Consider the following 23,373-nt stretch of genomic DNA (forward strand, 5'->3'; position numbering starts at 1 on the left):
CGTCCGGGCCGAGCCGGGCGACGAGTACCTGTGCTCCGAGCGGCGACCGGCAGATGTTGCCACTGCAGACGAACAGGACCCGCATGCTCAGGCGGCGCCGAGCAGGTCGTGCCGCACGACGATCGCGTCACGGCCGGGGCCGACCCCGATCGCCGAGATCCGCGCGCCCGACATCGCTTCCACGGCCAGGACGTACGACTGGGCGTTCGCCGGCAGGTCCTCGAACGACCGGGCTCCGGTGATGTCCTCGGTCCAGCCGGGGAACTCCTCGTAGATCGGCTTCGCGTGGTGGAAGTCCGATTGGTTCACGGGGACCTCGTCCACGCGCTCCCCGTCGACCTCGTACGCGACGCACACCGGGATGGTCTCCAGGCCGGTGAGCACGTCGAGCTTGGTCAGCACGAAGTCGGTCACGCCGTTGATGCGCGCCGTGTACCGGGCGATCGGGGCGTCGTACCAACCGCAGCGACGCGGGCGGCCGGTGGTCGTGCCGAACTCGAAGCCGTTGGCGCGGAGGAACTCCCCCGACTCGTCGAACAGCTCGGTCGGGAACGGCCCGGCGCCGACGCGGGTCGTGTAGGCCTTGACGATGCCGATGATCCGCTCGAGCTTGCCCGGCCCGATGCCGGAGCCCGTCGCGGCACCACCGGCCGTCGCGGACGAGGACGTCACGAACGGGTAGGTGCCGTGGTCGACGTCGAGCATGGTCGCCTGGCCGGCCTCGAACAACACGGTGTCGCCGCGCTCGAGTGCGCGGTGGATCTCGAGGGCGGTGTCCGCGACCATCGGGCGGAGCCGGTCCGCGAAGGACAGGAGCGACTCGACGACCTCGTCCGCGTCGATCGCCCGGCGGTTGAAGACCTTCACGAGCAGGTGGTTCTTCTGGTCGAGGGCCGCCTCGACCTTCTGCCGCAGGATGTTCTCGTCGAAGATGTCCTGGATGCGGATGCCGACGCGGTTGATCTTGTCGGCGTAGGTCGGGCCGATGCCGCGACCGGTGGTGCCGATCTGGCGCTTGCCGAGGAACCGCTCGGTCACCTTGTCGATGGTGCGGTGGTAGTGCGTGATGACGTGCGCGTTCGCGGACACGAGCAGCCTCGACGTGTCGACGCCGCGGGCGCGGAGCGCGTCGAGTTCCTGGAACAGCACCTCGAGGTCGACGACGACGCCGTTGCCGATGATCGGGGTGACGCCGGGCGTGAGGATGCCGGACGGCAGCAGGTGGAGCGCGTACTTCTCGCCGCCGACGACGACCGTGTGGCCGGCGTTGTTCCCGCCGTTGAACTTGACGACGTAGTCGATGCGGGACCCGAGGAGGTCGGTGGCCTTCCCCTTGCCCTCGTCGCCCCACTGGGCGCCGATGATGACTGCTGCGGGCATCTGGTTCTCCTCACGTTGGCGGAGGACCGCACGCGGCCGTTCCGGCCGGTGGTCCACCCGAGTCTATCGGCTGGCCACCTGCCCGCCACCGTCCGGACAGACGGACGGGAGGCGCGGTGCCACCTGGCACCGCGCCTCCCGTTGGTTGCACGGTCGCGCCCGGATCGCGACCGCTGCCGCAGCGTCAGCTGCGGAAGAAGTCCGCGTAGGCGGGATCCCCGACCGGCTGGCTGTGGCCCGGCTCGCGGAGCCGTTCCTCGACCATGGCCTGGATCACGTCGGGCGGGGTGAGTCCCCGTCGACGCCACTCCATGGGGTTCGCCCGGAGCTGCTTGATCTCGCTCTGCGTTCGCATGCGATCACCATCCCAGAGAACAACTAGTTTGTCTAACTACCTGTCCCGTCAGCGCACTCCGGGCGAACCGTCCGACTACTTCGTGACCTTCGCGGTCGGCTTCGAGGTGGACGATCCGTCGACGTACCCCTTGGCCTTGGCGTACACGCGCACCGTCAGCGTCGAGCCGACGTCGGCCGAGGCGACCTTGTAGCTCGACGCGGTCGCCTTCCCGATGGCCTTCCCGTTCCGGAACCACTGGTACTGGTACGTGACGCCCTTCGCGTCCCAGGTGCCGTGGGCCGCGGTCAGGCGCTGCCCGACCTTGGCCTTGCCGCTGATCGTGACGCTGCTGCCCTTCACGAGCGTCAGCTTCGGCACGACCTTCGTGGCGACGACCTGGGCCTGCTTGCTGACCCCGTTGTCGAGGTGCAGGAGCAGGACCTGGGCGTCGGTCACACCGGCGGCACGGGTCACCTGGAGGGAGCCCTGGTCGGCGAAGAGCGTCCCACCGGTGCCGCCCTGCGCGAAGGTGAGCGCGGGCTTCGCGACGTCGAACGTCGTCGGCTCGGTCACGTCCACCACGGACGAGCCGGTCGTCGCGGCACCCGGCGCGTACGCCGACTCCGTCTCGACCCGGTAGGTGAGCTTGCCGGTCGCACCGATCAGGGAGGCCGTCACCGGCAGCACCTTGACGGAGCTGTCGAAGGTGTTGACGTCCTGACCGGGCGCGCCGCCGTTCAGCGGGTAGGCGTCGACCACGGGGTCGACGTCCGGGTCGTCGGACGCGGCCTTGGCGAGGTCGATCGTCGTGACGAAGGTGGCGTCGACCGCAGAGGACTTGGCGTCGTAGACCAGGAAGTCGTCCGTGCCGTCACCGTCCACGTCGATGTACACCTCGACGTTGGTCACGGCGCCGGGGTTGGCGTCGGGACCGGCCGTCTGCACACCGAACGACAGGACGTCCGAGGCCTTGTCGTAGCTGGCGCCGTAGGAGCGCACGTCGGCAGCCTGGAGCGACTGCTTCGCCGACCCGTCCGGGAACGACTCCGCAGCGTCCGTGCCGCCGAGCACGAACGGCGCGACGGCCGCGTGGTACCCGGTGGTGAGGCCGCCCTGGTCGAGCGTGCGCCCGGTCAGCTCGACGTCCGCGACACGGGTCTTCGTGAAGGTCGCCGTGTGGCCCTTGACGTAGCTCGTCGGCTTCGGCGCCGCGTAGGTGCCGACGCGCAGCGCGTCGAGCGACGAGTCGGTCGGGGTGAACGTCACGAGCCCGGTCGCCGCGGCGACGAACTCGCGCTGGTAGCCCCAGCTGGACGGCCTCCTGCGTGGGGTCGATCACCCGGCGGAGCTTCGTCGGGTCGGCGACCGTCATCGTCAGGTCGACGACGGCACCGCCACCGGCACGGACGGTGACGCGCTTCGTGCTGAGCGAGAACGCGACGCCGGGCTGTGCCACGCGCGACTGGTAGGCCACGTCGTAGGTGTGCGCCACGGAGTCCGTGTTCTCGATCAGCAGCGACCGCTTCTCGGACGTGCTGGCCGCGACCTCGACGACACCGAACGAGGCGGTGACGAGCTGGCCGTTCTGCACGCTCCGGACCGTCGTGTCGGCGTTGACCGCCTGCAGCGCGTCGACCCTGCCGGTGCCCTGGCGGAGCAGGGTCGCCGTGGTGGAGCCGTCCTTGACGTCGTGCGTCGCGGTGTTCATCAGCGCTGCCTTGACGTCCGGTGCCGACCAGGTCGGGTGCGCCTCGAACGTGAGCGCCGCGATGCCCGCGACGTCCGGGGTCGCCATGGACGTGCCGCTCATCGACATGCGCCCGTCACCGGTGCCGTTGGCGGCCGAGATGACGTTGACGCCGGGGCCCGCGATGTCCGGCTTGACGATGTCACCGAAGGAACCGTGGACACCCCGGCTGGTGAACGACGCGAGCGTGTTCACGGCCTCGGGGTCGGTGGCGAGTTCGAAGCCCTCGAGCTCGTCCGCGAAGCGCACGTGCAGGGTCCCCGCCTTCGCGGCGGCCTGGAGGCCCGTGACGCTGTCCTTGGTCAGCTCGGCTCCCGGGATGGTCGCGTTCCCGGCGATGCCCGAGTCGAAGGTGTTGACCGTACCCGCGAGGAGCACGCCGACGCCGCCTGCGGCGGCGACGTTGTCGAAGCGGGTCTTCGACCCGCACTCGAGCGCGCCGTCGGTCCACTTCAGCCACGCCACCTTGCCGGCGATCGCCGCGGCGTCCGCCCCGGTGAAGGGCTTGCAGCCGTCGATGTCCGTGGTCGGGACGGCGACGTCGCCCTCGACCGGGAGCGTGCCCTGGTAGTCCTGCGAGTACTGCCCGCGCCAGGTCTTCGCGACGTCGCTCGGGGCCGTGGCCTCGACACCGTCGTAGAGGGACTGGCCGGTCGCGCTCGCGGCGACGGTCAGCGCACCCTCGGCGGTCCCCGGGGAACCACCGATGTCGGTGAAGTCGTCGGCGTTGCCGGAGGCGATCACCGGGAGGACACCGCGGGCGGTGAGGGCGTCGATCTTGGCGTTGTCGGGGTCGTCCGGCGCACCGTAGTCGGAGCCGAGCGAGAGGTTCAGGACGTTGATGTCCTTGCCCTCGGTGAGCGCCTGGCCGACCCAGTCGAGCGCGGCACCGGTGAGGTCGGTCGAACCGCCGCCGTCACCGAACACCTTCAGGGCGTAGAGGCCCGCCTCGGGCGCGGTGCCGGGACCGACCCACATGTCCTGGACCTGCTGGGCGGTGAGCTTCGTGTAGTCGCCGTCGAAGGTCTGCTTGTCGGCGGTGAGACCGTACCCGGCGACGGTGCCGGAGACGTGCGTCCCGTGGTCGCCGCCCTTGCCGTCGATGGGGTTGTCGTCCGGCTCGGGGACCGGCTGGTAGCTGTCCGGGTCGCTCGGGTCCGCGTTGTAGGTCGGGCCGGCGAAGTCGTACCCGCCGAGGAACTTCTGCGGGTCGTACGAGCCGTCGGCCGGCGCCGCGGTCGAGTCGAGCGCGGCCTGGTAGGCCTCGGCCGTGCCGGGGCCGCCGAAGTCGGCCTGCGTGTAGTCGAGTCCGGTGTCGAGCACCGCGACGTTGACGCCCTTGCCCGTGTGGCCGGTCTGCGTCCAGGCGTTGAGCGCCCGGGTGTAGACGTCGCTCGCGGCGTTCTTCGGCGCGACGCCGTCGGCACCGGCCTTCGCCGTGCTCGGGTCGACGCCGGAGGGCGCGGCCGAGGCGTCGGCGCTGACGGTCGGCTCGACGATCTTCTTCGGCGTGAGCGGGATGATGCTCTCGACGTCGGAGCGCTTCGCGATCTCCTGGAGGGCCGCGACGTCCGCGACGACGGCGACACCGGGGACGGTGTACTCGGTCGTGTACAGCTCGGTCGAGCGCTTGTCGGCCTTCTGCACGGCGGCGCGCACGGCCTCGGTCGTCGACTTGATCGCCTGCACGCGCTGCTTCGCCTGTGCGGACGGGGCCTTCGAGCGGGTGAGGTCCCCGCCCTTCGCCTGGGCGTCGACCTCGAGCGCGCCCTTGCCGGTCGTCCGCACGAACGCGGTGACCGTCTTGGTGGGCTTGGCGTCACGCAGCGGCTGCGCGAGCTTCAGCCCGGGGATGGACACGCCGGTGTGGCTGGCGGGCGCGGCGACTGCTGCGCCGCCGACCGCGAGCCCACCGCACGCCAGGGCCGCGGCGGCGATGCCGGCGGTCAGGACGCGGGTGAGTCGGCGTGGTGTCGGGTCGGGGTTCGGTGTTGCACGGTTCAAAGGGCGCACTCCTGGCTCTGTCCGTGGTTCTCGTGGAATTCCTGTGAAGCTATGCGGTTCCTCTCAGGCCGCCTAGTCCCCACTTCGGAGGACCGACACCCGTTCGGGGACGGCGTAGGACAACTTGCACAGCGCTGTGCAAGTTATTACGATGGGCCCGTGAACACCCCCGTCCCCCCCGTCCGCGCGCCCCGCCGCGACGCCACCGAGAACCGGGCCGCACTGATCGAGGCGGCGAAGGCCGAACTCCAGCGCGACCCGGACGCCGGCCTCGAGACGATCGCCGCGGCCGCCGGACTCTCCCGCCGTGCGGTGTACGGACACTTCCCGTCCCGGGACGACCTCGTGCGCGAGGTCGTCACCGCCGGGGCAGCACGGATCGCCGCGGCCATGCCCTCCACCTCGGACCTCGCCGACCTCCCGCCGGCCGCCCGGGTCGCGGCGATCGCCGTGACGCTCTGGAGCGAGGTCTCGCACGTCCGCTCGATGGCGCGCGTCGCCGTCCGCGGTCCGTTCATCGAGGCGGTCGCCGCCGTCTTCGAACCGCTGCGCGCCCAGGTCCGGGACGCCTGCGCGCTCGGGATCGCCGACGGCAGCATGCGCGACGACGTCGACGCGGCGACCCTCGGTCGCCTCGTCGAGGGCGCCTGCATCGCGGTCCTCGACGAGGCGACCCGGTCCGGCACGAGCGACGAGGACGGCCGCCGGATGGTCGTCCTCTCGGCGCTCGGCATGGCCGGCATCGACTGGCGTACCGCGCTGCTCTCCGAACCCGCCCCCGCGCACACCACCACCCAGGAGCCCGCCGCATGACCACGCTCGAACTCGACCACGTCGGCATCGGCGACGAGCCCGGTGCCGCACTGCCGACCGTGTCGGCCGTGGCCGGCCCCGGACGACCGGGCATCGTCGCCGTCGAGACCGAACAGGCGCCGGTGCTCGCCTCGCTCGTCGCCGGCGGCCGGATGCGTCCCGACCGGGGCCGCGTGCTCGTCGACGGCCACGAGGACCCAGCAGCCGTCCGACGCGCGTTCGCCCTCGTCGACACCCCCGGCGTCGCGGAGCCCTTCCCGGTGATGAGCTGCCGCCGCATCGTGCGCGAAGAACTGGCGTACGCCGGGCAGCGCCCGTCCCGGGAGCACGTCGACACCGTGCTCGACTCGCTCGGGATCACCCGGTTCGCCGACACGCACGTCCAGCGCGTCCCGACGGAGGTCCGCGTGCGCCTGCTCGTCGAGCTCGCCCTGCTGCGCGAGGGCGTCTCCGGACTCGTGATCACCTCGCCGGAGCGGCACGGCGGCGCCGTCGAGGACTGGTTCGCCGTCGTGCGCGACGTCGCCCTCCGCGGCGTCACCGTCCTGCTCGTGACCTCGAAGGCGGCGGCCCAGACCGCCTCCGCCCTCCTCGACACCATCCCCACCCCAACGGAAGACCAGAGCCCCGACGACGCGGCCCGGAACGACGGAGACGACCCGCGCCTCCAGGAAGCGTCCTGACGTGACCACCACCTCGCTCGTCCGCGCGGAGCTCGCGCGGCTCACCGCCACCCCCCTCGCCCGACTCGCGTTCATCGCGCTGATGTGCGTGCCGCTGCTCTACGGCGGCGCCTACCTGTGGGCGAACCGCGACCCGTACGCGAAGCTCGACCAGGTCCCCGCCGCGATCGTCGACCAGGACGCCGGGGCCACGCTCGACGGCGACCGCGTCGACTACGGCAAGGACGTCGCGAAGGAGGCGATCGACGGCGGCGACTTCAAGTGGACCGAGACCTCCGCGGCCGACGCGCGCTCGGGCGTGCGCAACGGCACGTACGACTTCGTCGTCACCATCCCGCACGACTTCTCGGCCGCGCTCGTCTCGGCGCAGTCGGACGACCCTCGCCGGGCGAAGCTCACGATGACGACCGCCGACACGAACTCGTACCTCGCGTCGACCATCGCGGAGCAAGCGGGCAAGACCATGCGGACCGCCGTGGCCGAGCGGGTCGGCAAGCAGGCGGCGAAGTCCCTGCTCGTCGGCCTCGCGGACGTGCGGGACAGCCTCGGCGACGCCGTCGACGGTGCCGGGCAGCTCGCGTCCGGTGCGACGAGCGCGAAGGACGGGGCCGACCGGCTCGCGGACGGCACGGGGCAGCTCTCGTCCGGGGCGTCGGAACTCGCGGCGGGCACGGAGGACCTGCCGTCGCAGACCGCGCAGCTCGACAGCGGCGCACAGCAGGTCGCGACGGGGGCGTCGAAGCTGGCGTCCGGTCTGTCCGACGCCCAGCGGCAGACGGCCGCGCTGCCGTCGCAGACGAAGCAGCTGGACACGGGCGCGAAGCAGCTCCAGAGCGGGCTGCACCAGCTCCGGGACGCGAGCGCGGCGCTGCCCTCGGGGACATCGACGCTGTCCGAGGGCGCCACGGCCGTCGCGGACGGCAACGCGAAGCTGGCCGACGACGCTGCGCCCTTCCTCGCCGGCGTACAGCAGTTGGCGGCGCAGTCCCCCGCGCTGGCATCCCAGCTCGAGCCGGTGGTCGAGGCGTCGACCGTGCTCGACGCCGACCAGAAGGCGCAGCTGGTGGCCGCGCTGGAACAGCTGCGGACGAGTTCCACCACGCTCGGCACGGGCGCGTCCGCGGTGTCGACCGGCATCGAGGACCTGAAGACCGGGAGCGCGAAGGTCGCCGCCGGCGCATCCGACCTCGCGGCGAAGGCCCCGGCCCTGACCTCGGGCATCCAGCAGGCCTCCGACGGGTCGGACCGGCTCGCAGCGGGCACCTCCACCCTCGCCGCGAAGGCTCCCGAGCTCTCGTCGGGCATCGCCTCGGCGGCCGACGGCGCGTCGACCCTGTCGAACGGTGCGTCGCAGGTCGCAGCGGGGACGTCGAAGCTCGCGGCAGCGGCCCCGACCCTGTCGAGCGGCGCCTCCCGGCTCGCCACCGGTGCGGCATCGGCCGACGACGGCGCGAAGTCGCTCGCGTCCGGCCTGACGAAGCTCGAGAGCGGGTCCACGAAGCTCGCGGACGAGCTCGACGAGGGTCGCACGAAGATCCCGTCGTCCACCGCGTCGTCGCGGGAAGCCCAGGCGTCCGTGATCTCCGACCCGGTCAAGGTCGGCGACGACAACGTGGCGTCGGCGGGCAACTACGGCGCGGGCCTCGCACCGTTCTTCATCTCGCTCGCGGCCTGGATCGGCATGTACGCGCTGTTCCTCATCCTGAAGCCGATCTCGAAGCGGGCGATCACCGCCGTGCGGAAGCCGCTCCGCGTGGTGCTCGGCGGCTGGCTCACCCCCGCACTCCTCGGGGTCGTGCAGATGGTGGCGCTGTTCCTCATCGTCCGGTTCGCGCTCGACCTGAACGTGGTCCAGGCCGGTCCGACGATCGGCATCATGGTGCTCGCCTCGGCGACGTTCGCGGCGATCATCATGGCGCTCAACGTGCTGCTCGGGTCGGTCGGGCAGTTCCTCGGCCTCGTGCTCATGCTCGTCCAGCTCGTGACCGCCGGCGGGACGTTCCCGTGGCAGACGCTGCCGGGGCCGTTGGCGGCGCTGCACTTCGCGTTGCCGATGACCTACTCGGTCGACGCGATCCGGCAGACGATGTACGGCGGCTCGGCGGCCACTGCCTGGTCGGACACGGGCATCCTGCTCTGCTGGCTGCTCGGCGCGCTGCTCGTGTCGTACGTCGTGACGGCCCGGCAGACCCGGAGCCGCACGCTGCGCGACCTGCGGCCGAGCCTGATCGGCTAGCAGCGCCGCGGGGTCCGGCCGCCGCACGCTCGGCCGCCGCACAACCAAAGTCACCTCGAACCGCGCATTCGTCCGGTTCGAGGTGACTTCGGTTGTGCGCCGCCGATCAGCACGAGCCGGACGCCGACGTCCGGTCGACGGACAGGCCACGAGCCGGGCGGTCGAACTGAAATGTCACGACTGCAGCACCCGGGACACCCCCGCTAGGATCGACACGGACACCAGGAGGTCGATGCCGATCATGGGCGACGGCAAGCGCGCCGGCGGCAAGCCGGCGACCATCTACGACGTCGCCGCGCGGGCGGGCGTCTCCAAGTCGCTCGTCTCCCTCGTGCTCCAGCGCTCCCCCCGGGTCAGCGACCAGCGGCGAGCCGCCGTCCTGCGGGCGATCCAGGAGCTCGACTACCGTCCCTCGACCGCGGCCGTCGCCCTCGCCGGCACGCGGAGCCGCACGATCGGCGTGGTCCTCGACGACTTCCGGAACCAGTGGTTCGTCGACCTGCTCACCGGCCTCCGCGAGTCCCTGCAGGACCAGGGCCACCGGCTCGTCGTCGCCGACCGGTTCCTCAACACCGGGCTCGACGCGTCCCCCGTGGAGGGCTTCCTGTCGATGCGGGTCGAGGGGATCGTGATCGCGGGCGAGCCGGACACGGACCTCGCGGTCCCCGCGTCGATGCCGCTCGTCGTCGCCGGCGGGCGCGTCACGATCCCCCGAGCGGACACCGTCGCGAACGACGACCGCACCGGCGGCGCGATCGCCGCTGCGCACCTCCTCGACCTCGGCCACCGTCGCATCGGCTTCGTGGGCGCGCGGTCAGCCGCCTCCGACGAACGGCGGACCGGCCTGGAGGCACGGATCGCCGCCGCAGGGCCCGGTGCGTCCGTCGTCAGTGCGGTCCTCTCCGGCGAGCCGACCGAGGAGGCCGGCGTGCGGGCCGTCGGCGTGCTCCTCGACGCGCACCCCGACGTCACGGCGGTGTTCGCCGCGAACGACGTGATGGCGATCGGCGCCCTGTCCGGTCTCGCGGAGCGCGGCCTGCGCGTGCCGGAGGACGTGTCGGTCATCGGCTACGACGACACCCCGGTCGCGGCGAGCCGCTACGTCGGACTGACGAGCATCGACGACCGCAGTGTCGAGATCGGTCGGGGCGCCGGGGAGCGGCTGCTCGCGCGCATCGCCGACCCGGGTGCCCCGGCGCGGGAGATCCTGGTCGAGCCGCGGCTGGTGGCGCGGCGCACGACCGCACGGCGCTGACACGGACCCCAGAGGTAGCCTGACCTGGTTCGCGACGGATCAGGAGAGCGGGCGATGGACACCGGAGACACGGCCTCGACGCGTGCTGCGCTCGTGGCGGCCCTCGACGTGGTCGGGGCGGCACCGTCCGAGCGCTTCGAGCGGATCGTCCGCGTCGCGCGCGAGGTCTTCGACGTGCCGCTGTCCTACGTCAACGTCCTCGACGACGACCTCCTGCACACGCTCACCCCGAACATCCCGGACGAGATCGTGTCCGGGCCGATCGGCTGGTCGTTCTGCCAGCTCACCGTCCGGCAGGTCGAACCGACGGTCATCACCGACACCACCGCCGACCCGCGGACCGCCGGTCTCCCCGGGGTGACGAACCGCGGCATCCGGTTCTACGCGGGCGTCCCACTGACCATGCCCGGCGGGGTCCCGGTCGGCACCCTCTGCCTGATGGACACCCGACCGCGCGAGTTCTCGCTCGCGGACGAGGCCGCACTGATCGACTTCGGGCGCTGGGCGGAGCGGGCCCTCGGCCAGGGTCTGCACCACGACCGTCTGCTCGACGTCGTCGGTGCGCTCACGCCGGCGTCCGTCGCGGTCCGTGGCTTCCGGGTCTCCGCCGTGTCCGTCCCGTACGGCGACACGAGCGGCGACCTGCACGACTGGTCGAGCGACGGTGACCACCTCACGGTCACGCTCGCCGACGTCATGGGCAAGGAGCAGCCCGCGGCGATCCTCGCGGCCGGCATCCGGGCGGCTCTGCGCCAGCACCGGGACGCGGCCCCCGCGGATGCCGTCCGGGCCGCGGAGCCGGCGCTCGCGGAGGACCTCGTGGCGACGAGTGCGTTCGCCACGCTCTTCCACGCCCGGGTGGCGTTCGACAGCGGTGCCGTGGAGGCGGTGGACGCCGGGCACGGGCTCGTGGTGCACCTGGCGGCCGACGGACGGCACCGGGTCGTCCGGTCGCACGACCTCCCGCTCGGCCTCCACCCCGGCGGTGCGCCGAGGGCGGTGACCCGGCTGACGCTGGACCCCGGCGACGCGCTGCTCGTGGCCAGCGACGGAGCGCTCGACCTCGGCGACGGCACGATCGACACCCTCACCGAACTCGCCCGCACGCTCGAGCGCACGCGGGACCACCACGCGTTCCTCGACACCGTCCGGATCCGTGCCGCCGAGCGGGCGGAGGACAACGTGACCGTGGTGCTGCTGACCCGCGACGCCTGACGCTCCGGTCAGTCGACGGCGTGCTGCACGATCCAGCTTTGCATCACGATGGCCGCGCCCCCCGGACGCGTGATGCTCCGCGTGGACCCGTACTGCGTGATCTCGAGGTGCGCGGTCGGCCCCGGCCACAGCCTGGTCGGTCAGCCCGGCCCCCTCCTGACCGGACAGAAACACGCAGTGCTCCGGGATCGCCGCCGTCTCGATGCGCTCGGCGCGTCCGTGGTTGTCGATCGCGACGACCGGCCGCCGTCGGGCGCGCATGGCCTCGAGGAACGCGGCGACGTCCGGGTGGTACCGCACGTGCTGGTAGCGGTCGGTCACCATGGCGCCGCGCTTGTTCCAGCGTCGCCGGCCGATGATGTGCACGGTGCCGGCGAGGAACGCGTTGGCACTCCGGACGATGGACCCGATGTTGAGGTCGTGCTGCCAGTTCTCGATCGCGACGTCGAAGGCGTGGCGGCGCGTGTCGAGTTCGGCGACGATCGCCTCCATCGACCAGTACCGGAAGCGGTCGACGACGTTGCGGGAGTCGCCCTCGGCGAGGAGCTCCGGGTCGAGTCGCGGGTCGTCCGGCCACGGCTCGGGGTGGGGTCCGACGCCGTTGGTCGTGCGCTCGTGGGAGGGCTGTGGCGACGGCGCGGCACCGGGGTCGGACGGGAGGCGCTCGGTCACGCACTCCAGCGTACGGCCCGTCCGCCACGCGCTCCGACGCGGCGCAGCACGGCTCAGTCCTCGCGCAGACGAGAGTCGATGCGCACGATCGAACACAGGACGCCGAGGAACCCGATGACCCCGAACACGATCACGCCGGTTCCTGGTGCCCGTTCATCAGCTGCGGTCGCTCCCCACACCGCAAGGCACTCGCAGAGGATCGCGAGGACGGACGTCACCGCCACGGAGATGGGCGAATCAGCGGAGGCTGGCGCGACGACTCCGGCGAGATGAGCGATCGACACCGCCATGAAGACCACGACCGCGTGGTGTGCAAGCGCAGCCGGCCCGGGCACGAACCCGGAGGACGTCATGAAGATCCCTGTCATCGCGACGGCAAGGCATGCGCCCGCCGCGAGCTGCGCTGCTGCGATCCGTCCCGCTACCGTTCCGTTGTGCCGATGGAGCCAGACCCACGGACTGGTCCGGGCCCATGCGAGTTCCGAGGGAGCGGCCGCGAGCATCCCGGCGAGCAGCATCGCCGTCGGCGCCGGGATCACGGCGGCTCGAGATCCGAGCCCGACGAGGACGACACAGGAGACGGTGACGACGAGCGACACCTGGCCGAGGGGCTGCCGCACCGCCATCGACAGCTCTCGAAGAGAGCCGCCGAGGGAGCGAGGAAGCTGTCGGCCGAAAGCAAGGACCCGGAACGTTCGGCCTGCGGCTTCGTGTACCTGGAGGAGCCGCACGGCGATGATGCACGAGCCCAGACACATCGCAGCCGTCACAACACTGGTGATCGCCGAGGCAGAACCGTCGATCGTCGCACGTGCTGTGAGGAGTCGCACCCAGTGCGCCGCGGCCGAGGTCCTTCCCAGTCGGGCCGCGTCCACCGAATCAGCAACCAGCCAGCCGAGCACACCCGTCACGCACACGACGGACAGGAGCTGGACGATTGACGCGTCACACCTTCGGAGCAGTGCCACCGTGAGCTCTGCCGCCAGCGTGACGCCGAACGACGTCGCGATCGTCACTGCTGCGACTTCCGTGAACACCCGTACGCCGTCCCCGATGAGGTTCGTGAGGTAGACAGCCGGCCCGTACGACACCCCGAGCGAAGCCACGGAGAGGACGACGAGGTACGGAAGCGCTTCGCCCACACGCGCGTCGAGTCTCCGAGCGGAGAGGACCTGGACAGCGACGCGCAGAGCGGATCGTCCAGGAGCAAACACCCGCATCAACACGGCCACACCGCCCGCGCTGGTGACCTGTGCGGTCGTCAGGATCGCAACGACCTGATCTCGGCTGCCCGGCGCGAGTGACTCCGACGGGAGGAACCGAGCGAGGAAACGGTAGACGGAGACGTTGTAGGCGACCCCCGCGACCCCGAGCACGATCGCGACGAGCAACGCGATCGATCGACCGCCGAGCGACGTGACGACGTGTCGCCGAAGCACGATCCAGGACGCCCGCGAGACGGCCGCTGCTCCTCTCAACACCGCCATTGATCCGCTCGCGCGATCGCGTCGAGGAACCGCTCGCTCGACCGCGCCGCCGCCGCACCGATCCCGGTGATCTCGAGGAAGGCTGTCTCGAGCGACTGGCCCTTCCCGGCGATCGCATCGACGTCCACGTCGGTGAGGAGCTTTCCCCGTTGCAGGACGAGAAGCCGCGAGGCGATCGATTGCGCGCTCGCGAGATCATGGGTGGACAGCAACACCGCTCCACCCTGGTCCGCGAAGTCGCGGATGACCGCGCGGAGCAGCGCACCGGACTCCGGGTCCAGTCCGCGGAGTGGTTCGTCGAGAACGAGCAGCCGGGGCCTGCGCGCGACCGCTGCGAGGAGCTGGAGCTTTCGCTTCATGCCGTGGCTGTACGTACCGATCAGCCGAGAAGCGGCAGCATCGAGGTGGAGACAGTCGAGCAAGCGGCGCCGATGTCGCCGCCCGAGCGTCGTGCCGTGGAGCGCCTCGGCCAGATCGAGGTACTCGTGACCGGTCAGGAGTTCCGGTATCGGAAGATCATCCGGACAGAAGCCGACGTCCCTCCGTCGCCCCGCGAGGACGGGAACGCCGTCGAGGAGAGCGCGGCCCCGGGTGGGACGGGTGAGGCCGGTGATCACGTGGATGAGCGTGCTCTTCCCTGCCCCGTTCGGTCCTGCGAGCGCCGCGACTTCGCCCTCACAAACTCGGGAAGTCACCGAATCAAGCACGACTGCACGTCCGTAGCGCTTGGTGACCGCGTCGATTTCAAGCATGTGCTTCCTTGAGGACGCTCCACACGTCCCGACCGTCCGTCGCCGACGGATGCAGGCTGAGGATGTGGAGTCCGAACAGCAGCGTCATCGGGTAGCCGATGACGAACGGGACCGGCAACACCGCGGTGCCGATCAGCCCACTGGCCGTCGCCGCGACGGGACCGATCGCCGCGACGAAGGCATCGGACTCCGGCGTGGTTCGCCAACGGACGATGCGCGCGGATGACCATGCGCCGACGCCGACGACCACCGCCCGTCCCTCAGCTGCGATCAGGAGGTGCGCGACGGCGTGCGAGAACTCGTGGACGAACGGCGACAAGGCGAACAGGGCGAAGATGAGGGCAACAGAACCTGCGGTCGCAGCACCGAAGATCACCTCGCTGAGAGCGACGGTGACGAGCGCGGGTACAGCTGTGATCGCGCAGAGCACGAGGACCAACCGCCACGAGGCGTGATGGGCCGCGACGACCGACGCCCACCACGCCTCACGGCGTTGGATCATGCTCTCGAGGACCCCGGCGTGCCCCGCGGACTGCTCAGACGCCCGAGGAAGGCCCCGGCGACCGCCGCAACCACCGCGAGGAGCAGCGGAAGCACCAGCAACCCGGGGCCTCCCGTCACCGACACCGACTCCCCCACGCCCGACACCGTCGCGATCGGTCCAGCGTCTCCGAGCTCGCCCCCGCTGAGTGCGGACGCAAGGAGCCAGAGCCAGATCGCCCCGTCGATGACGACCCCGAGGAGCGCTCCGAGCGCTCCTCCGAGGATGGCTCCCAGACCTGCCCGCGTCCTGTCCCGCCGCTGCCTCGCGCCGCTCACTTCAGCTTGTGGCATGTGATCTTCACCGTCCAGGTGGAGAGACTGACGTACCCGTCGAGAACACCGCCGTGCTGATTGCAGATCACCATCGCCCCGAGGACGACGGTCGCCCCCAGAGCCAGCACCACGACGATCGCGACCACGATGATGATCGGGATGATCCCGTTCGCGCGGACGGCAGGATCACCGGATCGCCAGGCTTCGAGCAACCGGAGGCGCGCGGCCGTGGCGAGCGGAGACAATGTGGTCATGTCGTGACCCCCTTCTATCTGACATACCGAACTCTGCCGGTGTCACATCTCCGGTGTCAAGTCGGNCAGAACAGACGGTGCGCACGGTGCCCGATCGCCGCGAGGGCGCGCGAACGCTCCCCACCGGCGTCGTGCACCTTCGGAGTCAGCGCACCCGCGCCTCGATCCCCGCGAGCAGCACGTCGATGCCGAGGGCGAATCGCTCCTCGTACGAGTGCTCGCCGAGGATCTCCCCGACGAGGGCGTGCCGCTCCGGGCGTCCGGCCTCGGAGGAGCCCCGGCCCACGAGGACGCCGACGTGTCCGACCACGAAGTCGTAGACCACGAAGAACGCGTACATCGCCTCGCGGTCCGGCAGCCCGGCCGACCGCAGCGCGCCCACGACGGTCCGTACGACCCCGTCGGACTCGCGTGACGCCAGGGGCGCGTGCTGGCTGTGCGACTCGAGCACGAGCGGGTGGGTGGTCATGAGGTCGCGGAAGGTGACCGCGAAGACCCGGACGACCTCGCGCCAGTCCGACGGCCACACGAACGTCGAGGCGAACTCGTCCACCGTGCGGCGCACCAGCTCGGCGTGGAGGTCCTCGAGGCCGCCGATCGTGCGGTGCACCGTCATCGGCGCGACGCCGAGCGCGGCACCGAGGGCGCGGAAGGAGAGCCGGTCGAGTCCCTCCTCGTTGGCGATCCGGGTCGCGGCGTCGATGACCTGCTCGCGGGAGAGCACGTTCGGTCGGCCCCGGCGTCGTCGCGGTGCCACCTCGGCCTCGCCCGCTGCGGGAGCGGGTCGGGGTGCGGTGGTGGGGACGGCGGGGTCGACGAGCACGGTGGGACTCCTTGTTCTGGTAGGTGTACCGAAAAGCCTAGGGCAAAGCCGAACGACATTCGGTGAACCGACCATCCCGCACACCGCGGCCGGTGCACAAGAGCCGCACCGGGCCTCCCGGCCTGCTCCCTGACGCCACGGGCCCGACCCGCGCCGGGTCGGACCCGCCCGCTAGGGTGAGGCCATGGCGACCCGCGACGAAGTCGAGTGCTGGCTGACCGACATGGACGGCGTGCTGGTGCACGAGAACCAGGCCCTCCCCGGGGCCCCCGAGCTCATCCAGCAGTGGCTCGACGAGGGCACGGAGTTCCTCGTCCTGACGAACAACTCGATCTTCACCCCGCGCGACCTCAGCGCCCGGCTCCGCGGTTCGGGCCTCCACGTGCCCGAGGAGCGCATCTGGACGAGCGCGCTCGCGACGGCGGACTTCTGCCGCTCGCAGATGCCCGGCGGCTCCGCCTTCGTGATCGGCGAGGCCGGCATGACCACGGCCCTGCACGAGGCCGGGTTCATCATGACCGAGACCGCCCCCGACTACGTGGTGGTCGGAGAGACCCGGAACTACTCGTTCGAGGCGATCACGAAGGCCGTGCGGCTCATCCGTGACGGCGCCCGCTTCATCGTCACCAACCCGGACGCGACGGGCCCGAGCGCCGAGGGCGTGCTGCCGGCGACCGGGGCCATCGCGGCGATGATCGAGAAGGCCACCGGCAAGCAGCCGTACGTCGTCGGCAAGCCGAACCCGATGATGTTCCGCTCCGCGATGAACCGCATCGGGGCGCACTCCGAGAACACCGGCATGATCGGCGACCGGATGGACACCGACGTGCAGGCGGGCATCGAGGCGGGCTTGCACACCGTGCTCGTCATGACCGGCATCAGCGACCAGGCCGAGATCGAGCGCTACCCGTTCCGACCGAGCGAGGTCATCTCCGGAGTGCACGAGCTCGTCCGGACCGAGCCGTTCGAGGTCGAGCTGTAGCAGCGCGCGCCCGCCGCGTGCGGGCGGGAACGCGGCGTGCGCGCCCGTTGCGGACGGACGCAGGCCCGAGCGCGGCGCGTGCGGGCGCAGGCCCGAGCGCTGCGCGTGTGGCGCGGTGTCAGACCGCCTGGAGGCGCGGCTCGTCCCCGCGCACCGCGTCGGCCGCCATGGGCGGGACCGTCCGCCACCGGCGCCGCAGGCGGCGCGGCCGGTCGTCCCGCCACGCGACCACCCCGCCGGCAACGATGCCGAACGCGAGGACCGCGAACGAGAACAGCCCGATGATCCCGGCCGGGACCAGCAGGCTCGTGTCGCCCGGCCGCACCGTCGCCGAGAAGCCGATCGACCCGAAGTCCCAGAACGCGTGCAGCAGCATCGCCGGGACCAGCGAGCCGGTGAGCCGCCGCGTCACGTACAGCGTCGACCCGAACGAGGCCGCGAAGACGACCTGCACGGCGGTCGTCCCGAGACCGGCACCGGCGAGGACGTTGAGCAGGTGCAGCAGGCCGAAGAGGACGCACGACACCGCCCACACGGCGAACTCGGGCATGCGACGCCGGAGTCCGACGAGCAGGACACCGCGGGTCATCAGCTCCTCGAACACGCCGACGAACAGCACCCCGACCGTGAGCAGGAGGAAGTAGCGGACGGGCAGCGCGCTGCAGTCGATGAGCGGCAGCCGGACGAGGCAGACGAGCAGGATCCCCAGCGGGGCGATCATCGTCCACCGGAGCGGGGTGCGGGTCGGGTCGACGGTCGCGATGCGCCACCAGCCGAGGCCGCTGACCACGACGGCGAGCGCCACGACCGCGATCCCCTCGGGGACGACCAGGGAACGGACGACGCTGTCGACGGTCTGGCCGAGGGTCGGGTAGTCGTCGCTCGGCCGTGCCCGCCAGGCGCTGACCGCGGCGAAGAGCACGAGCGGTGCGAGGCCGACCAGCAGCGACGGAGGGACCGGCCAGCGCCGTCTGCGGACCGGGGCTGCTGACGTCACGTCTGCGTTTGTACCATTGGCACATGCGGCTTCCCTCCCTCAGCACCATGGCCGAGGACTACGTGAAGCTCATCTGGAAGGCGAGCGAACGCGGCGGCGGCGGACTCGCGACGCGGGACATCGCCGCGGCGCTCCGGGTCTCGGCGTCGACGGTGTCGGGCAACCTCCGGAAGCTCGACCGTGACGGGCTCATCGAGCACACCCCGTACTACGGTGTCGTCCTCACGCCGCTCGGCCAGCAGGTCGCCGTGGCGATGGTCCGGCGGCACCGGCTCATCGAGACGTTCCTCGTGCAGCGGCTCGGGTACGGCTGGGACGAGGTGCACACCGAGGCCGAGGCTCTCGAGCACGCGGTCTCGGAGACGTTCCTCGACCGGGTGGACGTCGATCTCGGGCACCCCACGCACGACCCGCACGGCGATCCGATCCCACGGGCGGACGGCTCCGTGCCGGACTCGCCGGGTGCGCTCCTCGGCACCGTGGCCCCGGGGGCGTGCGGCACGGTCGACCGGGTGTCGGACGACGACCCCTCGCTCCTGCGGTACTTCGACGAGCTCGGAGTCGCCCTCGGGACGCACCTGCGCGTCGAGCAGGTCCGGGACTACGCGGGCGTGATCGCGGTGTCTCGGCGCTCGTCCGACGGCTCGGAGTCGCTCGTGGACCTGCCGGCAGCGGCCGCGACCGCGATCTGGCTCGCCCCCGACGGCGACTGACGCGCGGCGCCGCGGCCGCGGCGGCCGCGGCCGCGCGCCCCGGCGCGGCCCCGAGACTCGGGGTGAGCGACAGATCTCGCGCGGAACCGCGCGAGATCTGTCGCTCAACGCAAGACTCGGCCCCCCGCCCCGCGCCGCGCCCGCCCCGCGCTCAGCCGCGCTCGACCGCGGGCTGCCGCCGGAACGGTGCCGCGAGCGTCGGCGCGATGTCCCGCCGGTTGATCCAGAACACGACCACCGCGGCGACGAGGTGCACGATGCTGAGCACCCACCGTCCGCTCGTGTCCGTCACCACGAACTGGACCGCGAACAGGGCCACGAGCGCGATCGCCGACCACCGGTGGAACCGCAGCGCGATGATGATCGCCACGCCGAGCACCGTCTGGGACGCGGTGAGCATGAACTCCTCGACCTGCCGACCGTCGAGCGGCAGCCCGCCCGTGGTCCCGCCGCCGAGAACGTGTGCGATCGGCAGCGACCCGACCAGCAGCGACCACTGGTTCACCTTCGAGGCGATGAGCGTCCCGATGGCCGCGCCGCCCATGCCGCGCAGGGCGAAGAGCGCGGCGACGATGAACTCGGGCGCCTCGGTCGCGAGGGGCGCGAGCCACTGCACGAGGAAGTAGCTGTCGATGCCGAGTGCGCTGCCGGAGGACACGAGCGCCTCGGCGAAGGGCTCGGCGGACGACAGGATCACGGCGGCGGCGACGACGAACAGCGCGACGATCGTCCAGCGCCGGGCACGGGTCGGCATCGAGGCGATGTTCCCCGCCATGCCGACCATCTCCTCTTCGTCGTCGTCACCGTCGGCGACCTTCGACGCGCGCCACAGGTAGGCGACGAACGCGGCGAGCAGCACGAACCCGAACCACAGCGGGATCGAGCCGAGGAGCGGGATGAGGAACGCGACGACGGCGAGGAGCGCCAGGAACCCGATGTCGAGCCGCGAGGACTGCTCGAGCTGCAGCACCTTCGTCGCCGAGGCGGGCAGCGACCCGGCACGGACGTACCGGCGGGCGACGAGCAGCGAGATCACCACGACGAGCGGCCAGCCGAACCCGAGCAGGAGCCGGTTCGACCCGGTCATGTTCGCGGCGGCGAACTGCTCGAACGCGGGGTCGGAGCCGGAGCGGAACGCGTAGAAGAGGTCGACGGCGTACTCGGGCAGCACCGCGATGAGCGCGAGTATCGCGATGGCCAGGGCACCCGCGATGTCCTTCTGCGCAGCCTCGGCGGCCCACGCGAGCAGGAACGACGCAGCGACGACCGCACCGCCGAAGACGAGGAGGTCGACGACGGGGTTCGGCGCGAAGCCGGTCAGACGGAAGACGACGGCGGGGACGGCGAGCACGACGCAGATCGCGACGCGGCCCCAGGCGCTGCGGCCCATGCGGGAGGCGCCTGCGGTCGGTGTCGACGCGGTGCGCGGTGTCGGGTTCGACAGGGTGTCGGTCATGGTGGGTCTCCTGGTCGGAGCCACGGCGGAGCATCACGGGAGGACCTCGGCCACGGCGGAACGGCCGAAGGTCTCGCTCGCCCGGGCCGGACGGCCGCGGGTGGTGCACCGGACCGATCGTCGTGATGGTCAGTGTGTCGATGCACGCGCTGGGAGCTACTCCCCTTCGACACCCACCCTGGCCGGTGTCGACGCCGACACGCAAGCCGATCCGGGGTGTTCGAGACGCCGAATCCGCGGGTTCCGTCACCCGCCCAGCGCTGGCGCGGAACGGCCTGGAGGCACGGGACGGGCCCGCCACGCGCCTCCAGGCCGTCACGGGGTCACCGCAGCGGCCCTCGTCAGCCGGAGGCGCGCTTGCTGCGTCCCAGCGCCATCTCGCGTCGCGCGCGCTCCAGCGCCAGCGAGGAGGCGGCGTCCGGGTCGTGCAGCAGCCGCTCCGTCTCGGCCACGTGCGCACGGACCGCGTCGCCGCGTCGTGCTGTCGCCTCCGCGAGGACGGGTGCGACGACGTCCTCGCCGAGCGACACGAGCGCGCGGCTCAGCGCGAGGCGCCGGTCGCGGTCGCCCTCGCCGAGTTCCAGGGCGAGTCGACGGGCAAGGGCCGGACGCTCCGCGTCGGGGGCGAGGACCACCGCCGCACGCCAGGCGGTCCGGCGGACGCCGGGGTCGGTGTCCCCGATCCGCTCCGCGACCTCGTCGAACACCGAGCCGTCGCGGATCTTCGAGAGCGTGTGCAGCGCCTGCGAACGCGCCTGCGCCTCGGGGCGGTCGAGCTCCGCGACGAGCCGGGGCACGACGAGCTCCGCCGGGAGCCGGACGAGCGACCAGGTCAGGGCCTCGCGCACCTGCAGGTCGGGGTCGGTCGCGCACTGCTCGAGGAGGACGTCGAGGTCGGCCGGGTCCGCGGTCGTCCCGGCCGCCATGACCGCCCGGAGCCGGACGGAGGAGCGGGGGTCGGCGAGGTGGTCGGTGAGCGTGGGCATCCCCTCATGCAACACTGCGAAGCCTCTGGTCGGGCGACAGGTCGCCGGGCATAGCGTGAGAGGGTCGCGACGGTCCGCCGCGGCAACGACCACGAGAGGACCCGCAATGCCCCGCATCGGTACCAGTGACCTGACCGTGTTCTCCCTCGCCCTCGGCGGCAACGTCTTCGGCTGGACCGCTGACGAGGAGACCTCACACCGTGTCCTCGACGCCTACGCGGGCGCCGGCGGCGACTTCGTCGACTCCGCCGACGTGTACTCGGCCTGGGCGCCGGGCAACAGCGGCGGCGAGTCCGAGCGGGTCATCGGATCGTGGCTCCGGGCGTCGGGCAAGCGCGACGACGTCGTCATCGCGACCAAGGTCTCGCAGCACCCGGAGTACAAGGGCTTGTCGGCGTCGACCGTCGCGGCGGCAGCGCGTGCCAGCCTGGAGCGGCTCGGGACGGACCGCATCGACCTCTACTACGCGCACTTCGACGACGAGTCGACGCCGCTGGAGGAGACCGTCCGCGCGTTCGACCAGCTCGTCCGCGAGGGGCTCGTCCGGTACACCGCGATCTCGAACTACTCCCGAGCTCGCGCGGAGGAGTGGATCCGGATCGCGGACGAGAACGGACTCGCGAAGCCGGTCGCGATCCAGCCGCACTACAACCTCGTGACGCGGGAGCCGTACGAGTCGGAGATCGCGCCGCTCGCCGCCGCCGAGCACCTCGGGGTCGTGCCGTACTTCGCGCTCGCGGCCGGCTTCCTGACGGGCAAGTACCGCACGAAGGAGGACTTCGCCGGCGCGGACCGCGAGGGGCAGGTGTCGGGGTACTTCACCGACGCGGGGCTCGCGGTCGTCGACGCCCTCGACACCATCGCCGACGCGCACGGCGTGGCGATCGCGACCGTGTCCCTCGCCTGGCTCCAGGCGCAGCCGGACGTGGTCGCGCCGATCGCGAGTGCGCGGAACACCGAGCAGCTGCCGGCCCTGCTGGCATCGGCGGAACTCGAGCTCACGCCGGAGGAGCTGCAGACCCTGACGGACGCGTCCGCGAGGGTCCCCGCCGCGCGCTGACCCTGGCGCGCGCGCTGACCCGGGCGCGGGCTCTGGTGCGGGCGCGGGCGCGCTGCGCCGACGCGGAACGACACCGCCGCCGTCGCACGACGACGACCCCGTCGCCCGACAGCGGCGTCCCCGACAGCGGCACCGCGCCCCGGCACCGCGCCCCGGAACCGCCCCCGCGGCCTAGGACGTCGGCGCGAGCGACCCCGTGAGCGTCTGCCCCGACGATCGCGTCACGAAGCACGCGATGAACGTGTCCCCGCGGTCCCACGTCGACGCATCGGGCGCGTACGACCCCTGCACCTGCACGTCGCCGTACGATGCCGCAGCCGCCGTGTCGAGTGCCGCCGAGGTCTGGCACTGCTCGCTCGCCTGCGCCGCGAGCGCGTCCGCCCCCGGCCACGCATCCGCCTGCACCGGGAGCCGCGCGGTCAGCTGCGCCACGTGCGGCGCCGAGCAGTCGACGACGGTGTAGGTCTGGGCCCACGCGTCCGTGTACGGCGCCGCCAGGCACTCCCCGCCCGCGACCTCGGTCCACGAGTGCTCCCCGGGCGTCGCCTGCGTGGTCGCGAACACGATGCCCGCCGGCTGCGTCTGGGCGGGCTGCGCCTCGGCGGAGGGTGTGGTCGACGGCGAGCTCGACGACTCGGCGGACTGCGCCGCAGCGCTCGGCGACGAGGTCGGCGTGAGGTGGTCCGCGACGGGTTGCCCATGATC

General features: G+C 71.9%; 21 protein-coding genes and 2 pseudogenes. 8 read left to right on the plus strand and 15 right to left on the minus strand.

All coding sequences use genetic code 11. The annotated features are described in order from the left end of the window. From I59_RS22255 to I59_RS20040, 5 genes and pseudogenes are all read right to left on the minus strand, one after another. A pseudogene (locus I59_RS22255) lies at window positions 1-85 on the minus strand (low molecular weight phosphatase family protein); the annotation flags it as partial. A gap of 2 nt (window positions 86-87) precedes the next feature. Next, on the minus strand, window positions 88-1,380 hold the full coding sequence (locus I59_RS13540) for an adenylosuccinate synthase (RefSeq protein WP_031273819.1): 1,293 nt from the start codon (window positions 1,378-1,380) through the stop codon (window positions 88-90). Window positions 1,381-1,564: 184 nt separating this feature from the next. After that, on the minus strand, window positions 1,565-1,735 hold the full coding sequence (locus I59_RS22920) for a hypothetical protein (RefSeq protein ID WP_022904330.1): 171 nt from the start codon (window positions 1,733-1,735) through the stop codon (window positions 1,565-1,567). 75 nt (window positions 1,736-1,810) lie between these two features. Beyond that, window positions 1,811-2,626 carry a hypothetical protein gene (locus I59_RS22925; RefSeq protein ID WP_187289827.1) on the minus strand — a complete coding sequence of 272 codons (816 nt, stop codon included), beginning with the start codon at window positions 2,624-2,626 and terminating at the stop codon, window positions 1,811-1,813. Continuing rightward, entirely contained in the window at window positions 2,589-5,468 is a 2,880-nt protein-coding gene (locus tag I59_RS20040; protein ID WP_049976593.1) for a S8 family serine peptidase, read from the minus strand. Before I59_RS20040 ends, I59_RS22925 begins: the two co-directional genes overlap by 38 nt. 159 nt (window positions 5,469-5,627) lie before the next feature. Here I59_RS20040 and I59_RS13555 point away from each other — a divergent pair, with 159 nt between their 5' ends. The 5 genes from I59_RS13555 (at window position 5,628) to I59_RS13575 (ending at window position 11,670) form a co-directional block, all read left to right on the plus strand. Further along, entirely contained in the window at window positions 5,628-6,281 is a 654-nt protein-coding gene (locus I59_RS13555; protein WP_022904331.1) for a TetR/AcrR family transcriptional regulator, read from the plus strand. Beyond that, window positions 6,278-6,964 (plus strand): hypothetical protein, encoded by a 687-nt coding sequence (locus I59_RS13560; RefSeq protein WP_022904332.1) that lies wholly within the window; start codon window positions 6,278-6,280, stop codon window positions 6,962-6,964. The genes I59_RS13555 and I59_RS13560 overlap by 4 nt, the downstream gene beginning before the upstream one ends. A gap of 1 nt (window position 6,965) precedes the next feature. After that, window positions 6,966-9,200 (plus strand): YhgE/Pip domain-containing protein, encoded by a 2,235-nt coding sequence (locus I59_RS13565; protein WP_022904333.1) that lies wholly within the window; start codon window positions 6,966-6,968, stop codon window positions 9,198-9,200. 232 nt (window positions 9,201-9,432) lie between these two features. Further along, window positions 9,433-10,455, plus strand: coding sequence for a LacI family DNA-binding transcriptional regulator (locus I59_RS13570; RefSeq protein WP_022904334.1), 1,023 nt, complete (start codon window positions 9,433-9,435; stop codon window positions 10,453-10,455). A 54-nt stretch (window positions 10,456-10,509) separates the two neighbouring features. Next, window positions 10,510-11,670 carry a PP2C family protein-serine/threonine phosphatase gene (locus tag I59_RS13575; RefSeq protein WP_022904335.1) on the plus strand — a complete coding sequence of 387 codons (1,161 nt, stop codon included), beginning with the start codon at window positions 10,510-10,512 and terminating at the stop codon, window positions 11,668-11,670. Window positions 11,671-11,678: 8 nt separating this feature from the next. Here I59_RS13575 and I59_RS21525 read toward each other — a convergent pair. From I59_RS21525 to I59_RS13605, 6 genes and pseudogenes are all read right to left on the minus strand, one after another. Continuing rightward, a pseudogene (locus I59_RS21525) lies at window positions 11,679-12,342 on the minus strand (TrmH family RNA methyltransferase). Between the two features lie 53 nt (window positions 12,343-12,395). Continuing rightward, window positions 12,396-13,829 carry a hypothetical protein gene (locus I59_RS13580; RefSeq protein ID WP_022904336.1) on the minus strand — a complete coding sequence of 478 codons (1,434 nt, stop codon included), beginning with the start codon at window positions 13,827-13,829 and terminating at the stop codon, window positions 12,396-12,398. Further along, window positions 13,817-14,581 (minus strand): ABC transporter ATP-binding protein, encoded by a 765-nt coding sequence (locus I59_RS13585; protein ID WP_022904337.1) that lies wholly within the window; start codon window positions 14,579-14,581, stop codon window positions 13,817-13,819. The genes I59_RS13580 and I59_RS13585 overlap by 13 nt, the downstream gene beginning before the upstream one ends. Beyond that, window positions 14,574-15,083 (minus strand): hypothetical protein, encoded by a 510-nt coding sequence (locus tag I59_RS13590; protein ID WP_022904338.1) that lies wholly within the window; start codon window positions 15,081-15,083, stop codon window positions 14,574-14,576. The genes I59_RS13585 and I59_RS13590 overlap by 8 nt, the downstream gene beginning before the upstream one ends. 313 nt (window positions 15,084-15,396) lie before the next feature. Further along, window positions 15,397-15,651, minus strand: coding sequence for a hypothetical protein (locus I59_RS13600; protein ID WP_031273824.1), 255 nt, complete (start codon window positions 15,649-15,651; stop codon window positions 15,397-15,399). A gap of 145 nt (window positions 15,652-15,796) precedes the next feature. Then, window positions 15,797-16,474 carry a TetR/AcrR family transcriptional regulator C-terminal domain-containing protein gene (locus I59_RS13605; protein ID WP_049976595.1) on the minus strand — a complete coding sequence of 226 codons (678 nt, stop codon included), beginning with the start codon at window positions 16,472-16,474 and terminating at the stop codon, window positions 15,797-15,799. Window positions 16,475-16,658: 184 nt separating this feature from the next. On the opposite strand from I59_RS13605, the gene I59_RS13610 reads away from it, so the two are divergent. Beyond that, window positions 16,659-17,456 carry an HAD-IIA family hydrolase gene (locus tag I59_RS13610; RefSeq protein WP_022904341.1) on the plus strand — a complete coding sequence of 266 codons (798 nt, stop codon included), beginning with the start codon at window positions 16,659-16,661 and terminating at the stop codon, window positions 17,454-17,456. Between the two features lie 118 nt (window positions 17,457-17,574). Here I59_RS13610 and I59_RS20045 read toward each other — a convergent pair whose 3' ends face one another. Then, on the minus strand, window positions 17,575-18,453 hold the full coding sequence (locus tag I59_RS20045) for a CPBP family intramembrane glutamic endopeptidase (protein WP_022904342.1): 879 nt from the start codon (window positions 18,451-18,453) through the stop codon (window positions 17,575-17,577). Window positions 18,454-18,476: 23 nt separating this feature from the next. Between I59_RS20045 and I59_RS13620 the strand changes: the two genes are divergently transcribed. After that, entirely contained in the window at window positions 18,477-19,166 is a 690-nt protein-coding gene (locus I59_RS13620; RefSeq protein WP_022904343.1) for a metal-dependent transcriptional regulator, read from the plus strand. 151 nt (window positions 19,167-19,317) lie between these two features. Here the strand turns inward: I59_RS13620 and I59_RS13625 are convergent, their stop codons facing one another. Together I59_RS13625 and I59_RS13630 are read right to left on the minus strand one after the other, a co-directional pair. Then, window positions 19,318-20,622 carry a sodium/hydrogen exchanger gene (locus I59_RS13625; RefSeq protein WP_022904344.1) on the minus strand — a complete coding sequence of 435 codons (1,305 nt, stop codon included), beginning with the start codon at window positions 20,620-20,622 and terminating at the stop codon, window positions 19,318-19,320. 341 nt (window positions 20,623-20,963) lie between these two features. After that, on the minus strand, window positions 20,964-21,608 hold the full coding sequence (locus I59_RS13630; RefSeq protein WP_022904345.1) for a HEAT repeat domain-containing protein: 645 nt from the start codon (window positions 21,606-21,608) through the stop codon (window positions 20,964-20,966). 106 nt (window positions 21,609-21,714) lie between these two features. Between I59_RS13630 and I59_RS13635 the strand changes: the two genes are divergently transcribed. Then, window positions 21,715-22,668 carry an aldo/keto reductase gene (locus I59_RS13635; protein WP_022904346.1) on the plus strand — a complete coding sequence of 318 codons (954 nt, stop codon included), beginning with the start codon at window positions 21,715-21,717 and terminating at the stop codon, window positions 22,666-22,668. Window positions 22,669-22,839: 171 nt separating this feature from the next. On the opposite strand, the gene I59_RS20050 is transcribed toward I59_RS13635, so the two are convergent. Next, window positions 22,840-23,373: septum formation family protein (locus I59_RS20050; protein ID WP_022904347.1), on the minus strand; the 534-nt coding region annotated here is incomplete at its 5' end.

Source organism: Curtobacterium sp. B8, assembly GCF_000333315.1.
In the GTDB taxonomy this organism is placed as follows: Bacteria; Actinomycetota; Actinomycetes; order Actinomycetales; family Microbacteriaceae; genus Curtobacterium; species Curtobacterium luteum.

Bases quoted from the DNA above. Each gene is read 5' to 3' on its own strand.
- I59_RS13540 (WP_031273819.1), bottom strand. From the start codon at position 1,380: ATGCCCGCAGCAGTCATCATCGGCGCCCAGTGGGGCGACGAGGGCAAG.
- I59_RS22920 (WP_022904330.1), bottom strand. From the start codon at position 1,735: ATGCGAACGCAGAGCGAGATCAAGCAGCTCCGGGCGAACCCCATGGAG.
- I59_RS13560 (WP_022904332.1), top strand. From the start codon at position 6,278: ATGACCACGCTCGAACTCGACCACGTCGGCATCGGCGACGAGCCCGGT.
- I59_RS13570 (WP_022904334.1), top strand. From the start codon at position 9,433: ATGCCGATCATGGGCGACGGCAAGCGCGCCGGCGGCAAGCCGGCGACC.
- I59_RS13575 (WP_022904335.1), top strand. From the start codon at position 10,510: ATGGACACCGGAGACACGGCCTCGACGCGTGCTGCGCTCGTGGCGGCC.
- I59_RS13580 (WP_022904336.1), bottom strand. From the start codon at position 13,829: ATGGCGGTGTTGAGAGGAGCAGCGGCCGTCTCGCGGGCGTCCTGGATC.
- I59_RS13585 (WP_022904337.1), bottom strand. From the start codon at position 14,581: ATGCTTGAAATCGACGCGGTCACCAAGCGCTACGGACGTGCAGTCGTG.
- I59_RS13590 (WP_022904338.1), bottom strand. From the start codon at position 15,083: ATGATCCAACGCCGTGAGGCGTGGTGGGCGTCGGTCGTCGCGGCCCAT.
- I59_RS13600 (WP_031273824.1), bottom strand. From the start codon at position 15,651: ATGACCACATTGTCTCCGCTCGCCACGGCCGCGCGCCTCCGGTTGCTC.
- I59_RS13610 (WP_022904341.1), top strand. From the start codon at position 16,659: ATGGCGACCCGCGACGAAGTCGAGTGCTGGCTGACCGACATGGACGGC.
- I59_RS13620 (WP_022904343.1), top strand. From the start codon at position 18,477: ATGCGGCTTCCCTCCCTCAGCACCATGGCCGAGGACTACGTGAAGCTC.
- I59_RS13625 (WP_022904344.1), bottom strand. From the start codon at position 20,622: ATGACCGACACCCTGTCGAACCCGACACCGCGCACCGCGTCGACACCG.
- I59_RS13630 (WP_022904345.1), bottom strand. From the start codon at position 21,608: ATGCCCACGCTCACCGACCACCTCGCCGACCCCCGCTCCTCCGTCCGG.
- I59_RS13635 (WP_022904346.1), top strand. From the start codon at position 21,715: ATGCCCCGCATCGGTACCAGTGACCTGACCGTGTTCTCCCTCGCCCTC.